The sequence below is a fragment of the Flavobacterium sp. genome (genome assembly GCF_028689845.1).
Classification (GTDB): Bacteria; Bacteroidota; Bacteroidia; order Flavobacteriales; family Flavobacteriaceae; genus Flavobacterium.
Window position 1 is genome coordinate 51185 of sequence record NZ_JAQVCH010000015.1, and the last position, 14669, is coordinate 65853.

A 14669-nucleotide genomic window follows, 5' to 3' on the forward strand; every position below is an offset into this window, starting at 1 on the left:
TTTTTTAATCTATAAGATAATATTCAATGGATTCTGTTTGTATTAAATAATTCTCAATATTTTCCGATTTTAAATCGGTTTGCACTTGCATGGCTTGAATGTCGTCAAAACTTAATTCAGAAATAATTGCCTCTGAAGTAATGGATGGATGAGCGTTTACATAATATTCTATTTCATCTGAAGTTGGCAATGCCAAAGTTGAATCAATGAAATGATTGTAAATTGGTAAACTTATACTAAAAATTAGAACTGCTGCAGCTATCCAATACCATTTTGTTTTTGAAGAATAGATGGAAATTACCTTTGGCTCTATATCTTTTTCAAGTTTTTCAAAAAGTTTGCTTTCAAACGATTCAAAATAACCATCGGGTTCTTTAAAACCTGGTTTTATTTTTGGATTTGTATCTAGTTGAAATGGTTTCATATTATTTAGACTACTATTTGTAAGTTTAGTTTAATCTTCTTTTAAATATTCCTCAATTTTTTTTGTGGCTATATGATAAGAGGCTTTTAAAGCACCAACAGAAGTTGCCAACAAAACAGCCAATTCTTCATATTTTATTTCTTCAAAATACCGCATTTTAAACACCAATTGTTGCTTTTCTGGTAGTTTTGCAATGGCTTTTTGTAATTTGTATTGAATTTCGTCCCCTTCAAAATAAACATCGGCATGTAATTTTTCTACTTTTTGTTGTAAATATGCTTCTGACGAAACATGATTTGTTTTGGCTCTTTGCTGAATAAATGTTATCGCTTCATTCGTTGCAATTCGATAAATCCACGAAAATAATTTGCTATCTCCTTTAAAACCATTCAAATTACGAAAAACTTTAATAAAAGTATTTTGCAAAACATCATCCGCATCATCATGATTTAATACAATTGTTCGGATATGATAGTATAATGGCTTTTGATAATCTTGCACTAATTTTTTAAACGCAGTTTGTTGCGTTGAGGGATTTAATAAGGAATCAATAAAAACTTTTTCGTTTTCCAAAACAATGTTTTGTAGTTAGACTATTAAATTGAAAATAGGTTTAATTACGATACCTATAAATTTAAAGAATACGAAAACATTCTATTATTCTACCAATTCCTCCGTAGGAAGAGGTATGGTTTGAGGAATGTTTTTAGGTTTTTCAATGGCTTTTCCCACTGGAATATAAACTTCTGTAACCCATTGCGAAGGGTTTTTAACTGAAGTTCTACTTTTTGTATATACTTCACGATAATTTCCAGCAGGATTTATCTCTAAGTTATTTTTCTTTAAAAAAGCTAATCCTTTTTCCCATGCCTCGTTGGAATGTGAATAATCACCGTTTAAAATTATTTTTAAGGCTTGATGAGGCATAATACTATCAACCGTAATTTCGCTTTCAGGAGTTGTAAATATTTTATCCTTTAAAGGTAAACCTAATGCATATTTCAAAATCGGATTTGATTGTTTATAGCCTTCAAAAATTGCAAATGGATTTCCGAATGTAGTTAGGTCATTCTCTTTAACAAATTGTAAAATAAGTGGCATCTCTTTTTGAAGTTTTAAATTAAAATCTTCTAATTTAGAATGAGATTTTCTTTTGATATAGTAGGTTTTATTGACAGACACAACTTGTTCTATCGAAATGGCGTACGTGTTGATTTCTTTGGTTAAAACCACCTCTAATTTGGCTAAACTTTTCTGAAAATTAGTTTTTAATTGGTTTTCAATTCCACCATTAAAAAAAGAAAATAATTTACCCGAAAAATCCTGTTTGCCGTTACAGTTCCAACGTACTTTAGTCCCGCCAGCAGTATCTTTAAAGGTAATATTGGAGTCAGAAAGATTTCCGTTCCAATTTATTTTTAAAGCAATACTGTCATTTTCTTTTAAATATATCGTTTTAATTTCTCCTTCGTTTAAACCATTTTCCCAACTAAAAAAACTACCCATTCCAGTAGTTTTAGAAGGGTAAGAGTACTTTATAGCACTAGAATCACTTTTGAACCGACAAAAATCTTCCCAGTTTTTATAATCGTTTACATATTCAAAAAGAGTGGCTTTGTTTAATGCAATAACTTTGCTTTCGCTAATGTTGTATTTTCCATCTTTGGTTGCAATAAATACAAACAAGGCTAGTGAACCTAAGATGATTAATAAGAATATATATTTTAAAATTCTCATAGTATAATTAGAAATGTCTAGGGTAAAGGTATAAAATAAATTGAAATTTTTTCAAATTGCAAAATATTAAATTGTACTCCAAATAAAATAGCGTAACAATTTGTTTTTCAATTATTTAATTTTTTTAAAATGTGTGATTAGGATTGCTGTAAAATGGTCTTGAAATGTGTTTTTTATTTATCAAAAAATAATGAGAATGGGATAATAGCCACTTTATTTTTTTAAATAAATTTTAATTACAAAAAGCATTATAATAAAAATAATAAATCCAATTAATACTTTAAAACTTCCTTGATAATGAAGGCGATGCAGAGCAAGGTCTTTTCGATATACATAAATCATAATTAAAATGAAAATAATTACAAAAATAGCAGCAAAAAGCATTTGACCTGAAGTAAACATAATAGAAATAATTTTCAACAAAAATAGTTAATTGTTTTTGAATAGTGGTTGGTAAACTTGAATAACAATAGGCTATTTTTACTTTTTTAAAATTTGTAAAAATGCAAAATCAACTTAATGCTGTTAAAGAATTTCATACTGCTTTTAAAATTGGTTACCAAACTGAGCCCGCAGTTCAATTAGGTGAAAACAAAATCCAGTTGCGATTTAATTTGATGAAAGAAGAAAACGAAGAATATCTTGAAGCTGCGATGAATAATGATTTAGTAGAAGTAGCCGATGCTTTAGGCGACATGCTTTATATTTTATGCGGAACCATTATTGAACATGGATTACAACATAAAATTGAAGCAGTTTTTGAAGAAATTCAACGGAGTAACATGAGTAAACTTGGTGTGGATGGTAAACCAATTTATCGTGAAGACGGAAAAGTAATGAAAGGACCAAACTATTTTAAACCTGATTTTGAAAAAATATTAAAATAAGGTTTGGTATTGCTTTTATAACTATTATAACATCAAAAAATGTAATAAAGAAATAGTTCTAGTGAAAGTGTTCGCTTATTTTCATTCAATTTATTTTATATCAAATAAGCGTTTAACCCTTTCTATATCAATTGAGTCAGTGATTGGGAAAAAGTAGGCTTGTTGCCATATTTGAGTTCGTATTGCTTGTGCATTATTTGCCTCAGTCCAAGGCGGATAAACTCGAAAGGCTCTTTTTCCTTCTTTATTCTTTGTTGAGATAATTCCTTTTTTAATCAGTAAGGATTTTGGAAAAACAAAAAAGCCTAAATCTGTTTCTGTACGAATAGTGACAAGATAAAAATCAATTGGGTCTGTTTCTTCAAATGGCTCAATTGGATTATTTTCGCTTCTTTTCCAAAAAGTCACAAATTGTCCACTTTTTTTAGGTGTAATTTTAGCATTTCGGCTAATAATTTTCAGTCCGTTCAGTTCAAACCGACAAGCATCATAAACGGTGCTTTCGGATTCAAATTCAAAATTAGAAATGGAAAGAAAGCATTTATCTAGAACAGCTGTTTTGATTTGTTTTAGATTATTATTCAATTTAATGAGCTATTTTGATTTTTGAATTCCAGATTTTTCGATTTATTAAACTTTTACAGTCCAACCAAATGTGTCTTCTGCCAATTTATGTTGAATAGCAGTGAGTGTTGATTTTAATTGTAAAGCAATGGAGTTCTCAATTTTTGGAAGCTCATAATAGATTTCTTGGTATGAAAACCCAACAATTGGATTGACAACTGCGGCAGTTCCTGCCCCAAAAATTTCCTTAAGGGTTCCGTCTTTGGCTGCATCAATTAATTCTTGCACCGTTATCGGTCTTATTTCTACGTTTATTCCATCGCGTTTTGCAATATCAATTAAACTTTTGCGAGTAATTCCGTCTAAAATACGCTCACTGACTGGTGCAGTATATAAAGTGTCATTTATTCTAAAAAACACATTCATGGTTCCTGCTTCTTCTAGTTTGGTATGCGTAGCATCATCGGTCCATATAATTTGTTGAAAACCTTTTTCATTAGCTAATTTTGTGGGGTAAAATTGGGCAGAATAATTTCCAGCCGCTTTAGCAGCACCAATTCCGCCATTCGCAGCTCGACTATAATGTTCAGCAATAATTACTTTTACTTCGCCAGAATAATAAGCACTAGCAGGTGACAAAATGATCATAAAGCGATATTGAGAAGAAGGTTGTGCAATTACTCCCGTTCCAATCGCAATCATAAAAGGTCTGATATATAAGGAATTACCAACTCCTTTTTTTACCCATTCTCTTTCTATATTTAATAAAGCTTTGAGTCCGTCAATAAACACTTCTTCGGTCACTTCTGGCATTGCTAATCGAGAAGCAGAATGATTAAAACGGTGAAAGTTTTCATCAGGACGAAATAACCAAACCGATTCTAGCTCATCTTTATAAGCTTTCATCCCTTCAAAAATAGCTTGACCATAATGAAATACTTTGGCAGATGGATCTATCAAAAAAGGTTCATACGGTTTTATAACCGGCTTTTGCCATTGGCCATCTTTAAAATCACAGACAAACATGTGGTCGGTAAAAACAGTTCCAAAAGTTAGATTTTCAAAGTCAATTGTTTCAATTTTGGAAGTAGGAGCGTGGACTATATCGATTTCGTTTGTGAATTTTGTACTCATGTAATTTGATTTTAAAAAGGCAATTTTTATCGTAAATAATTGATAATAAGTGTTTTAAAGTGCTTTGTTGCAATTATATAAACACCGTCTTGATTATTTTGCTAAAATATAAAAAATAGTGGAGCTTTTTAAGCCTTTCTCAAATTAAGATAAAATGTTTTTTGTCAGTATATAAATCAAAAAGGAGAAGAATATTTATTTTTTTTGATTAATTCGCATATTTTTCATAATTAATCTTCAAATACCAATTAATCTATTATTTTTGTAAGCACATATTTAAAATTAATAAAATTATGAATAAAATAGTAATTGCTTCTTTTGTTGTTTTTTCAATTTTTGCTTGTAAAAAGGTAGAAGTTGAGCCTGTTGTAGAAGTTATTCCAGAGAATTTTCAATCTTTTGGTGATTCTATTACTGCTGAGGGTGTGATTTCAAAAGAAGAGTTATTGGCTAAATTTGAAACCATGAAAGCAGGCGATACCATTGAGGTAAAATTTCGTTCAGAAATTAAAGATGTTTGTCAGAAAAAAGGCTGTTGGATGAATTTAGCTTTGAACGAAGATAAAAATACGTTTGTTCGTTTTAAAGATTATGGTTTTTTTATGCCCATGAATGCAGCTGGAAGCGATGCAATTGTTGGAGGTAAAGCTTATATTTCGGTAGAATCTGTCGACGAATTAAAACATTATGCTAAAGATGCGGGTAAATCGCAAGTGGCAATTGATTCTATCACAGAACCAAAAATATCGTATTCCTTTTTATCGAACGGTGTTTTAATTAAGCAATAATGAGAAAAATAAGTCTACTAATTGGTTGTTTATTTCTTCTGCTAAGTTGTCAAAATAAGGAAGATAAAGCAACTTGCGATAAGCCAGAGACAGTGGAGACATCCGATAAAAAAACATTTGAGATGTATGAAATGTCAGACATGGCCTTATTGATGGAGCAGATGTATGTGGATAATCAACGCTTAAAAGAACGTATTTTGAAAGGTGAATCAGTGGGTGAATTTCCATCGCATTTTGCTAAAATTCATAATTCAATGATGACTGACCCGTCAGAAAATGATGAATTTTTTAAGAAACAAGCGAAGATTTTTTTAGAAGCTCAAAAATTAATTTATAATGATCCTGCCAATGCAAAAGAACATTATAATAAAGCGGTACAAGCTTGTATTAGTTGTCATGAAGTGAAATGCAGCGGTCCGATTGTTCGAATAAAAAAATTGACGATTCAATAATATAATTTACATTGAAAAGAGAAGTAATTCTGACTTCAGATGGTTCTACTTCTATTCATTTGCCTGAATGGGGTGAAAGTTATCATTCTAAACACGGAGCAATTCAAGAAGCCTATCACGTATTTATAAAAAATGGTTTGTTTCAACAAACACTACCAGCAGTTTCTATTTTAGAAATTGGTTTCGGTACCGGGCTGAATGCTTTTATCACCTTGATTGAAAGTAAAAAAACAGCACAAACTATTACCTATGTTGGTGTTGAAGGATTTCCAATATCAGTGGAAGAAATCAGCCAAATGAATTATGCTTCACAGTTAAATGCCACTGAATATCAAGCTTTTTTTAAAAAAATACACGATTCTCCTTGGGAAGAAAATCAGTTAATTGAGGCTCACTTCCAATTAACTAAACGCAATCAGTTGTTTGCAGATATAACGGATGAAAATCAATTTGATTTAATTTATTTCGATGCTTTTGGTTATCATGTTCAACCTGAATTATGGTCGGTAGAAATTTTTCATAAAATGTATAAAGCCCTGAAAAAGAACGGAATATTAGTTACCTATGCTTGTCGTGGTTCCATAAAAAGAGCTATGTTAGAAGCTGGATTTCAAATAGAAAAACTTCAAGGACCACCTGGAAAAAGAGAAATGTTAAGAGGTTTTAAAATCTAAGGTAAAACCTTACTAATCAGGTTGATTTTAATCGAATCGTTAATCTTTACCTAATAATAATGTTAAATTAAACAGTTGTTAATGTTTTTTGTATAAATTTACATTAGTTCTTTATTACCCTTATCCTACTAATAAATAAAAAACAAACCGTATGACAAGACCAATGTTTGCTTATACTAAGAAAATCTTAGAAAGCGTTAGTTTTGATCCAAAACTTTTTTGTAAAGAGCTTGAAAAAGCGTTAAAACAATTGTTGCCTTATGAAGTTGAACAACTAAGAGATTGGTTGCTACGCTTTACAGAAGAGAAGCCCGAATTAAAAAGTTGTTTAATTTATGTGAATCAATAAAACTAAAAGGAGCTTAAACGGCTCCTTTTTTTATTTTTTTGCAATCGGACTAATAATTTGAACGTCCTGAAAAGCAATTGCTCCTCGCACTACACCCGAAATTACACTTTGTAAAGCTTCTATTATATGAATTTTTAATTCGTTTTTAGGATAAATTAATCCAACTGCTCGTGCGGGTTTTGGGTCTTTAAAATGGCGTAATTTTATTTTATCTTTTTCTTTCAAATCTAATGTATGCAAATATGGAAGCAAGGTTGTTCCTAATCCTTCATCTGCCAATTTGATGAGCGTTTCAAAACTTCCACTCTCGATATGAAAATTAAATTTATCGGCAATTATTTTTTTGTTTTTACATAAATTTACAATTCCATCTCGAAAACAATGGCCATCTTGCAATAATAGAATTTCATCCATATTTAAATCGGAAATTTCAATTTCTTTTTTGTCAAAATTTTCGTGATTTTCTGGAATATAAGCTACAAATGGCTCATAATATAATACGACTTCTTTAATTTTTTCATCCTCTAGAGGAGTTGCGGCAATAGCTGCATCAAGATGACCGTTTTTTAATTTAAAAATTAGTTCAGTTGTAGTCAACTCTTCGATAATTAAATCAACTTTTGGGTATTTATTAATAAAATTCTTTAAGAACATGGGTAATAATGTCGGCATCACCGTTGGAATAATTCCTAATCTAAACTCACCACCAATAAATCCACGTTGTTGATCTACAATATCTTGAATACGACCAGCTTCATTGACAACACTCTTAGATTGAGTTACAATCTTCTGGCCAATTTCAGTCAATTCAATTGGTTTTTTTGACCGATCAAAAATTAAAATGCCAAGTTCTTCTTCTATTTTTTGAATTTGCATACTCAATGTTGGTTGTGTAACAAAGCATTTTTCTGCCGCTAAGGTGAAGTTTTTATGTTCTGCTACGGCCAAAACATATTTTAATTGTGTAATTGTCATCTGATAGTATTTTGCAATGCAAATATAAATACTATCAATTTTAATTATGCTATTTTGCTTTTATTTTTTCGTAAATTTATACTTTAATTAATTAAACAATCAAAACATGAAAACAAACAGCATTGGATTAGACTTAAAAAAAGCGGCAATTATATCGGCTGAATTAAATATTTTACTCGCTAATTTTCAAGTGTATTATCAAAATTTACGTGGCTTGCACTGGAATATTAAAGGAAAAAGTTTTTTTGATTTACATTTAAAATTTGAAGAACTATATAATGACAGCCAGCTTAAGATTGATTTAATAGCCGAACGAGTTCTAACTTTAGGCGATACACCATTGCATACTTTTGACGATTATATTAAAAATAACAGGTTGTTTGTGGGACGTGATATTTCTAAAGATGAAGAAGCAATTAACTTGATTACTAATTCATTAACGCAACTATTAAAAATTGAACGCGTGATTTTAAAACAAGCAGATGAAGCTCACGATGAAGGAACCAATTCTATGATGAGTGATTTTATCAAAGAACAAGAAAAAACAATGTGGATGTTGAAAGCATGGTTAGATGAAGGTATTTAATATTTTTAAATGATTTTTTTTAAAGACATTTTTTAAGCTTTTTAAAAGTTGAAAAGTGTCTTTTTACTTTCTGTTTTTTACAGTTTAACAACCTTTTTACTAGTGATTTTAGATTAATTGTGTTCCATTTATAAAAATAATGTTCCAAAACAGATATCTTTACAAGGGTTTAAAAAACATAAATACTAGAATGAAAAATATATTTTTAGCACTAAGTGCACTCTTTTTAATTAGTTGTAATTCTGAAAAATCCAAAGAAAATAGCCTTTCCGTTTCTGAAAATGAAACCGAAATCAATTCAGATTCCATCGCAAGTTGTAGTCCAAGAATTACAGAACGAAATTCGGAGAATGGATTGATTCTTTTAACTGAAAATCAACAAAAAGAATTGTCTAAAAAATTAAAAAAACTAACTCCTGGTTTACCGATAATTGGTGTTTTGATGTACGATAATGTTTTAACAACCGAACTAACTGCTCCCATTGATGTATTTACTAAATTAACCGAAGATGGAAAACAACTTTTTAATGTAATTACCATTGCAGAAAGTTACGACTTTATCGTAAGTGAAGAAGGACTGAAGATGTTTCCTGATTATACGTTAGCTAATTCTCCAAAACTAGATGTATTAATTGTGCCAAGTGCTTATGATATGTCATTACAAGTAAAAAACAAAAACTTAGTTGATTTTATAAAAAGTCAAAATACAAATACAGAATATACGGTAAGTAACTGTGCGGGTGCCACTTTAATTGGAGAATCAGGTATTGCAAATGGTAAGAAAATCGTAACTTGGATTGGAGGCGGAGTAGCGTTAAAAAAGAAGTATCCAAACCTTCTTGTTCAAGATGACGGAAAAGTAAGTTATATGGAAGACGGAAAATTTCTATCCTCCAACGGAAACTTAGCTTCCTATATTTCTTCTTTAGAATTAGTTGAAAAATTATCAACTAAAAAACACAGAAAATTTGTTGAATCCTATTTATATCTTGACCGACTTCAAGAATGGAAATAATAAATAGCTAGAACAACCCTAGTAGTTCAACTGTTTTAAGTTTTTACCTTTTAAAAAACCTAAAGAATTATCCGCTTTTTGTTTTATATTTGTTCATGCTATTTGAAAACTAAAAAATATACATGGACGATTTTTATCTGAAGATTCTAGAGAACAATAAACGTTGGGTGGAGTCAAAATTGGAGTTAGATCCAAATTTTTTTGAAGGACTATCAAAAGGGCAATCCCCACCTTTATTATGGATTGGTTGTTCCGACAGTAGAGTACCAGCCAACGAAATTATTGGTGCGGCACCAGGTGAAGTTTTTGTTCATCGAAACATTGCTAATATGGTTATTCATTCCGATATGAATATGTTAAGTGTTTTGGATTATGCCGTAAATGCATTAAAAATTAAACATATCATTGTGTGTGGTCATTATGGTTGCGGTGGAATTAAAGCGGCAATGGGAAATGAATCGATTGGAATTATTGATAATTGGATTAGACATATCAAAGATATCTATCGGTTTAACCAAAAAGAATTGGATGATATTGTAGATGTTGAAGAACGTTTTAATCGCTTTGTTGAAGTGAATGTTAAAGAACAAGTTTATGATTTAGCCAAGACTTCAATCGTTCAATCAGCTTGGAAAACCGGACAAGACTTAACTCTTCATGGATGGGTTTATGGATTAAATTCAGGTTATGTTACTGATTTAGACGTGAATGTTACCAATAACGATGACTTAGGAAAGATTTATAAAATAGATTTTTGATAGAAAAATCAAAAGAATGCTTTTTTTTGTAAAAAAGTTTAAAAGTTATGAGGTCATTTTAATCCGACTTTTATACTTTTGCAAAATTATGCCGAGAATTAACATTTTTTTAAAAGTAGTTGTTTTAAGCCTGTTTTGTTTTAAGTCTTTTGCACAAAATGATTCTATTGCAAGAATCAGTGATACAATTCAATCAGATTCTTTAACGTCGACTCTTATACTTTCTAATTTTGAAAACACAAATGACACCATTTCAAGTGTCATAATAACCAATATCTATAATCCACAACGTGATCCAAAACGCCTTTTATACAATACAGGAATGTATGCCGGTGTTGCTGTGGCTTCGTTTGGTTTGTTATGGATTGCTCCCGTAAGTATTTCTAAATGGGATAAGCAAGAGATTCAAGAAGAAGGATTATTAAAAAAATGGAAAGAAAACGTAAAAGAAGGACCTGTTTTTGATGAAGATGAATTTTTCATGAATTATGTTGTGCATCCTTGGGCTGGTGGTGTTTATTATATGTCTGCTCGAGGTTCTGGTTACAAAAGATGGGAATCGTTTACGTATTCGTTTTTGATGTCAACATTTTTTTGGGAATACGGTGTCGAAGCATTTGCAGAAGTTCCTTCTATCCAAGATTTAGTTATCACTCCTATAGTTGGCTCTATTATTGGTGAAGGTTTCTTTATTGCCAAAGGAAAAATTATCCAAAATGAAAGAAGGGTTTTAAAATCAAAGTTTTTAGGAAACACATTTCTTTTCGTGATGGATCCATTCAATGAAGTTTTAGATATATTTGGATATAAAACAACTAATAAAGTGGTTACTTATTCTAGCTTTGTTCCGATGGAGCGAAATGTTTTTAGCGGTAAACAAACTTGGGGATTACAAGTAGTAGTCAAGTTTTAATCAAATTATTAATTGTCTAAATTCTCATTAAAAGAAGAAGGCAAAATTTGAGGAATAAACTTAATTAAAATTGGGAGCAATATACTTCCGCCAGGAAGCAAAAAAATCGTAAGCGAAGGAATTGTTTTACAGATATCCAATAATTGCTTTTTCATTTTCTTCTTTTCCTCTGCTTCTAATTCTCTTTGAGTTGAATAAGCCAACAATACAACCAACTCTTTACTTTCTGATAGTTCTTTTTGAAGTCTTTTTTTATTTCTCTTAATTAAATTTATGACAGCTTGAGTCGATTGGTCATAAAAATGTTTTATCGGGTTGGAATAATTAAAATAAGGAATTTCAGATTTATGAATGGTGATAAAATTATCAATTGCAGTCAGACTTTCTAAAATATATGACTTTTCAAGTGAGAGTGTTCTGCCTAGTTCATACAAAAATGCAGTTTCTTCTTTCTCTAACTGTTTATCGCTCCATAGAGCCATACCAGCTAAATCCATGATGTAGTATTTCTCCAAATTAGTTTGAAGAAACTCCAGCGGTATCTTGTCCAAGCTATCAATTCGAATGCCAGAAAATTTAGTATAACGAACAGAAGATTCAAATAATTTAATCAACAAATCATCATAATGTGTTTTGTGTAATTTGCTCATTAAAGCCAAAGAAACCAAACTGAGAATTATTTCTTCAATTTTTTGAATATAATTTTTAGACAATTCACCTTTTCTTAAAAAGTGTTGAAAAGCCAAAACATCCACAAATAATAACGCATTAGTGACAATATGTGAAAAGTTTTTACTCACCATATTATCATTAGTCTGAACGCGTTCATTGATGATTTTTTCGAGCTTTTGTGAATCGGATTCGCTAGGTAATAATTTCTTAAAAATAGAAAAACCTTGCGGACTCAATAGATTATAAAAGGCTAATGTTTTCTCGATAAAAGCAGTAGAATCATAGTTTTTGGTTTCTAATTGAAAAATGCTGTTCAAACTATTTAAAAGGGCAACTTTTGAAATTTCTTCAGAAGTCCACCCTTTTATCATTAAATCCTCATGCGAATCAATTCGAATAACATGACCATAAATAAAACCCGTCAGTCGAGTGCGACAATAAAAATCCTTACTCGTATTCAAAGAAGGTATTGGCAAAGAATACTTACTAAAAAACTTGTCTATCCATCCAATGGCTGAAGGATTTATCATATTTTTTTTGACAAATTTAGACTATTAATACTAAAATTAAAGCAATATATACAACGAACATTTGATTACGCTTATTTAAAATATGAAAAATTAGCGTTGTTTTCTATTTTCAATAAGGTTTGATAAATTAACTGAATCACATGTTCTACGTCTTCTTGATGAACCATTTCTACTGTAGTATGCATATATCGTAACGGCAATGAAATTAAGGCAGATGGTACTCCGCCATTGCTATACGCAAAGGCATCCGTATCGGTTCCAGTAACTCTTGATGACGCATTTCGCTGAAACGGAATTTTATTTTCTTCCGCTGTGGCTATAATTAATTCTCTTAAATTATTTTGAACAGCAGGAGCATAAGTAATCACCGGACCTTTTCCTATTTGTGTTTCTCCTTCAATTTTTTTATCAATCATAGGGGTAGTGGTGTCATGACAAACATCCGTCACTATGGCAACATTGGGTTTAATGGTTTTGGTAATCATTTCTGCACCTCTTAAGCCTACTTCTTCTTGAACAGAATTGGTAATGTATAATCCAAAAGGCAATTTCTTCTTATTTTCATGTAATAATCGTGCTACTTCGGCAATCATAAATCCGCCCATACGGTTGTCAATGGCTCGACACACAAATTTATTTTCATTTAAAATCATAAATTCATCCGGATAGGTAATCACACATCCTACATGAACACCAAGTTTTTCCACTTCTTCTTTGGTAGAACATCCAATATCTATAAATAGATTGTCTATTCGAGCGGTTTCTTCCTTGCTTCTGTTTCTAGTATGAATTGCAGGCCAACCAAAAACGCCTTTTATAATCCCTTTTTTAGTATGGATATTAACGCGTTTAGAAGGAGCAATTTGATGGTCTGAACCACCATTTCGTATAACATATAGCAATCCATTATCCGTAATGTAGTTTACATACCATGATATTTCGTCAGAATGACCTTCAATAACAACCTTATAAGGCGCCTCTGGATTTATAATTCCAACTGCAGTTCCATAATTGTCCGTAATAAAGGTGTCAACATACGGTTTTAGATAATCCATCCATATTTTCTGACCTTCAGATTCATAGCCGGTAGGAGAGGCGTTGTTTAAATATTTTTCTAAAAAAGTAATAGATGATTTTTTTAGTATGGTTTTTGTAGACATAGTTAATTGAATTTTTTTGCTAATTTAAAAATAAGATTATATACCTTAACTATAAATAGCTATTTTTGATTTTTATTTATGAAATACATGAAATACTCTTTGTCCATTTTATTGTTTTTTTTGATATTAAATTCCTTGCAAGCTCAGGAAACTAAAAAAGATTCCACGGTTATATATTATTTAATTGGGAATGATTCCATCCTTCGAACCTCTATGGATTTAGAAGAAGTTGTTGTTACGGGTGTCAAGTCTACCAAAGATGAGGAAGATCGTAAACGATTTTTATTACTTCAACAACGCGTCATAAAAGTCTATCCCTATGCAAAAACGGCTGCTGATAATTTAACCCAGCTCAATTTAAATATGGATAAATTTAAAACAGAACGAGAAAAAAAGAAATATTTTAAAATCGTTGAAAGTTATCTTGAAAATGAATTTGAAGGGCAGCTTAAAAAATTATCAAGAAAACAAGGACAAATTTTAGTGAAGTTAATTTATAGACAAACAGGACAATCAACTTTCGCCTTAGTGAAAGACCTAAAAAATGGGTGGAAAGCTTTTTGGGCAAGTAATACCGCAAAAGTTTTCGATATTGATTTGAAAACAGAATATGACCCTTTTTCGGTAACAGAAGATTTTTTAATTGAAAGTATACTTTTAAAAGCATTCAATGAAGGTCGCCTTCAACGCCAAATGTCTGCTATACCAATCGATTATGTTGAACTTTCTAGAATTTGGAAAGAAAAGGTTGAAAAAGCAAAAGCAAAAAAAACTTCAGAGTAATTTTTTAATTTACTTTTTATAACTTTTCCCCCCACACTCTCGTTCTAGAATTCATCTCTGTTTACCTACATAAACAGAGTGTATTTATATGTCTCCGTTTTAGGGACATTGTTTTTTTTACTAAATTCTGATGTTTTGTATTTTTATTTTCGATGAATTGATAGAAGGATGAAGTTTAAATAAAAAAACTTTCATATATAACCTTCGATATATCAGAGCATTGAAAAATACTTTAAAAAAGAGTTTAAAAAAGATTTGGAAAGCGATA

General features: G+C 30.6%; 19 protein-coding genes. 10 read left to right on the forward strand and 9 right to left on the reverse strand.

Annotated elements, in window-relative coordinates:
• Positions 1-4: 4 nt before the first annotated feature.
• The 4 genes from PHR76_RS07535 to PHR76_RS07550 form a co-directional block, all read right to left on the reverse strand.
• The gene (locus PHR76_RS07535) at positions 5-424 is read right to left on the reverse strand and encodes a hypothetical protein (RefSeq protein WP_300060440.1); all 420 of its coding nucleotides are present in this window, start codon (positions 422-424) and stop codon (positions 5-7) included.
• A gap of 30 nt (positions 425-454) precedes the next feature.
• Positions 455-997, reverse strand: a complete 543-nt coding sequence (locus PHR76_RS07540; RefSeq protein ID WP_300060443.1) for an RNA polymerase sigma factor — start codon at positions 995-997, stop codon at positions 455-457.
• Between the two features lie 84 nt (positions 998-1081).
• Positions 1082-2161, reverse strand: coding sequence for an SRPBCC family protein (locus PHR76_RS07545; RefSeq protein WP_300060446.1), 1080 nt, complete (start codon positions 2159-2161; stop codon positions 1082-1084).
• Between the two features lie 213 nt (positions 2162-2374).
• Entirely contained in the window at positions 2375-2563 is a 189-nt protein-coding gene (locus PHR76_RS07550) for a hypothetical protein (protein WP_300060449.1), read from the reverse strand.
• Positions 2564-2664: 101 nt separating this feature from the next.
• Here PHR76_RS07550 and PHR76_RS07555 point away from each other — a divergent pair, with 101 nt between their 5' ends.
• A complete protein-coding gene (locus PHR76_RS07555) occupies positions 2665-3048 on the forward strand; it encodes a nucleoside triphosphate pyrophosphohydrolase family protein (RefSeq protein ID WP_300060452.1) in 384 nt (127 codons plus the stop codon).
• A 90-nt stretch (positions 3049-3138) separates the two neighbouring features.
• Here the strand turns inward: PHR76_RS07555 and PHR76_RS07560 are convergent, their stop codons facing one another.
• Positions 3139-3633 (reverse strand): MepB family protein, encoded by a 495-nt coding sequence (locus tag PHR76_RS07560; protein WP_300060454.1) that lies wholly within the window; start codon positions 3631-3633, stop codon positions 3139-3141.
• 45 nt (positions 3634-3678) lie between these two features.
• Positions 3679-4746 (reverse strand): branched-chain amino acid aminotransferase, encoded by a 1068-nt coding sequence (locus tag PHR76_RS07565; RefSeq protein ID WP_300060457.1) that lies wholly within the window; start codon positions 4744-4746, stop codon positions 3679-3681.
• Positions 4747-5039: 293 nt separating this feature from the next.
• Between PHR76_RS07565 and PHR76_RS07570 the strand changes: the two genes are divergently transcribed.
• The 4 genes from PHR76_RS07570 (at position 5040) to PHR76_RS07585 (ending at position 7009) form a co-directional block, all read left to right on the forward strand.
• Complete coding sequence (locus tag PHR76_RS07570) at positions 5040-5534, forward strand: DUF4920 domain-containing protein (protein ID WP_300060460.1); 495 nt, start codon at positions 5040-5042, stop codon at positions 5532-5534.
• Positions 5534-5986 (forward strand): hypothetical protein, encoded by a 453-nt coding sequence (locus PHR76_RS07575; RefSeq protein WP_300060463.1) that lies wholly within the window; start codon positions 5534-5536, stop codon positions 5984-5986. Before PHR76_RS07570 ends, PHR76_RS07575 begins: the two co-directional genes overlap by 1 nt.
• An 11-nt stretch (positions 5987-5997) precedes the next feature.
• Complete coding sequence (gene mnmD / locus PHR76_RS07580) at positions 5998-6660, forward strand: tRNA (5-methylaminomethyl-2-thiouridine)(34)-methyltransferase MnmD (RefSeq protein ID WP_300060466.1); 663 nt, start codon at positions 5998-6000, stop codon at positions 6658-6660.
• 151 nt (positions 6661-6811) lie between these two features.
• Positions 6812-7009 carry a hypothetical protein gene (locus PHR76_RS07585; protein ID WP_300060469.1) on the forward strand — a complete coding sequence of 66 codons (198 nt, stop codon included), beginning with the start codon at positions 6812-6814 and terminating at the stop codon, positions 7007-7009.
• Between the two features lie 30 nt (positions 7010-7039).
• Here PHR76_RS07585 and PHR76_RS07590 read toward each other — a convergent pair whose 3' ends face one another.
• Positions 7040-7984, reverse strand: a complete 945-nt coding sequence (locus PHR76_RS07590; protein ID WP_300060472.1) for a LysR substrate-binding domain-containing protein — start codon at positions 7982-7984, stop codon at positions 7040-7042.
• 106 nt (positions 7985-8090) lie between these two features.
• On the opposite strand from PHR76_RS07590, the gene PHR76_RS07595 reads away from it, so the two are divergent.
• From PHR76_RS07595 to PHR76_RS07610, 4 genes are all read left to right on the forward strand, one after another.
• Positions 8091-8570 carry a DNA starvation/stationary phase protection protein gene (locus PHR76_RS07595; RefSeq protein WP_300060475.1) on the forward strand — a complete coding sequence of 160 codons (480 nt, stop codon included), beginning with the start codon at positions 8091-8093 and terminating at the stop codon, positions 8568-8570.
• A 190-nt stretch (positions 8571-8760) separates the two neighbouring features.
• Positions 8761-9585, forward strand: coding sequence for a DJ-1/PfpI family protein (locus PHR76_RS07600; protein ID WP_300060478.1), 825 nt, complete (start codon positions 8761-8763; stop codon positions 9583-9585).
• A 122-nt stretch (positions 9586-9707) separates the two neighbouring features.
• Positions 9708-10343 carry a carbonate dehydratase gene (can, locus tag PHR76_RS07605; RefSeq protein ID WP_300060481.1) on the forward strand — a complete coding sequence of 212 codons (636 nt, stop codon included), beginning with the start codon at positions 9708-9710 and terminating at the stop codon, positions 10341-10343.
• An 88-nt stretch (positions 10344-10431) separates the two neighbouring features.
• A complete protein-coding gene (locus PHR76_RS07610) occupies positions 10432-11256 on the forward strand; it encodes a DUF3943 domain-containing protein (RefSeq protein WP_300060483.1) in 825 nt (274 codons plus the stop codon).
• 8 nt (positions 11257-11264) lie between these two features.
• Here PHR76_RS07610 and PHR76_RS07615 read toward each other — a convergent pair whose 3' ends face one another.
• Both PHR76_RS07615 and PHR76_RS07620 read right to left on the reverse strand, forming a co-directional pair.
• A complete protein-coding gene (locus PHR76_RS07615; protein WP_300060486.1) occupies positions 11265-12458 on the reverse strand; it encodes an LETM1-related biofilm-associated protein in 1194 nt (397 codons plus the stop codon).
• Between the two features lie 71 nt (positions 12459-12529).
• A complete protein-coding gene (locus PHR76_RS07620) occupies positions 12530-13618 on the reverse strand; it encodes a M42 family metallopeptidase (protein WP_300060489.1) in 1089 nt (362 codons plus the stop codon).
• Between the two features lie 87 nt (positions 13619-13705).
• Here PHR76_RS07620 and PHR76_RS07625 point away from each other — a divergent pair, with 87 nt between their 5' ends.
• Positions 13706-14401, forward strand: a complete 696-nt coding sequence (locus tag PHR76_RS07625; protein WP_300060491.1) for a DUF4294 domain-containing protein — start codon at positions 13706-13708, stop codon at positions 14399-14401.
• The last annotated feature ends 268 nt before the right edge of the window (positions 14402-14669 follow it).

Bases quoted from the DNA above. Each gene is read 5' to 3' on its own strand.
- PHR76_RS07535 (WP_300060440.1), bottom strand. From the start codon at position 424: ATGAAACCATTTCAACTAGATACAAATCCAAAAATAAAACCAGGTTTT.
- PHR76_RS07545 (WP_300060446.1), bottom strand. From the start codon at position 2,161: ATGAGAATTTTAAAATATATATTCTTATTAATCATCTTAGGTTCACTA.
- PHR76_RS07550 (WP_300060449.1), bottom strand. From the start codon at position 2,563: ATGTTTACTTCAGGTCAAATGCTTTTTGCTGCTATTTTTGTAATTATT.
- PHR76_RS07555 (WP_300060452.1), top strand. From the start codon at position 2,665: ATGCAAAATCAACTTAATGCTGTTAAAGAATTTCATACTGCTTTTAAA.
- PHR76_RS07565 (WP_300060457.1), bottom strand. From the start codon at position 4,746: ATGAGTACAAAATTCACAAACGAAATCGATATAGTCCACGCTCCTACT.
- PHR76_RS07570 (WP_300060460.1), top strand. From the start codon at position 5,040: ATGAATAAAATAGTAATTGCTTCTTTTGTTGTTTTTTCAATTTTTGCT.
- PHR76_RS07575 (WP_300060463.1), top strand. From the start codon at position 5,534: ATGAGAAAAATAAGTCTACTAATTGGTTGTTTATTTCTTCTGCTAAGT.
- PHR76_RS07585 (WP_300060469.1), top strand. From the start codon at position 6,812: ATGACAAGACCAATGTTTGCTTATACTAAGAAAATCTTAGAAAGCGTT.
- PHR76_RS07590 (WP_300060472.1), bottom strand. From the start codon at position 7,984: ATGACAATTACACAATTAAAATATGTTTTGGCCGTAGCAGAACATAAA.
- PHR76_RS07595 (WP_300060475.1), top strand. From the start codon at position 8,091: ATGAAAACAAACAGCATTGGATTAGACTTAAAAAAAGCGGCAATTATA.
- PHR76_RS07600 (WP_300060478.1), top strand. From the start codon at position 8,761: ATGAAAAATATATTTTTAGCACTAAGTGCACTCTTTTTAATTAGTTGT.
- can (WP_300060481.1), top strand. From the start codon at position 9,708: ATGGACGATTTTTATCTGAAGATTCTAGAGAACAATAAACGTTGGGTG.
- PHR76_RS07610 (WP_300060483.1), top strand. From the start codon at position 10,432: ATGCCGAGAATTAACATTTTTTTAAAAGTAGTTGTTTTAAGCCTGTTT.
- PHR76_RS07615 (WP_300060486.1), bottom strand. From the start codon at position 12,458: ATGATAAATCCTTCAGCCATTGGATGGATAGACAAGTTTTTTAGTAAG.
- PHR76_RS07620 (WP_300060489.1), bottom strand. From the start codon at position 13,618: ATGTCTACAAAAACCATACTAAAAAAATCATCTATTACTTTTTTAGAA.
- PHR76_RS07625 (WP_300060491.1), top strand. From the start codon at position 13,706: ATGAAATACTCTTTGTCCATTTTATTGTTTTTTTTGATATTAAATTCC.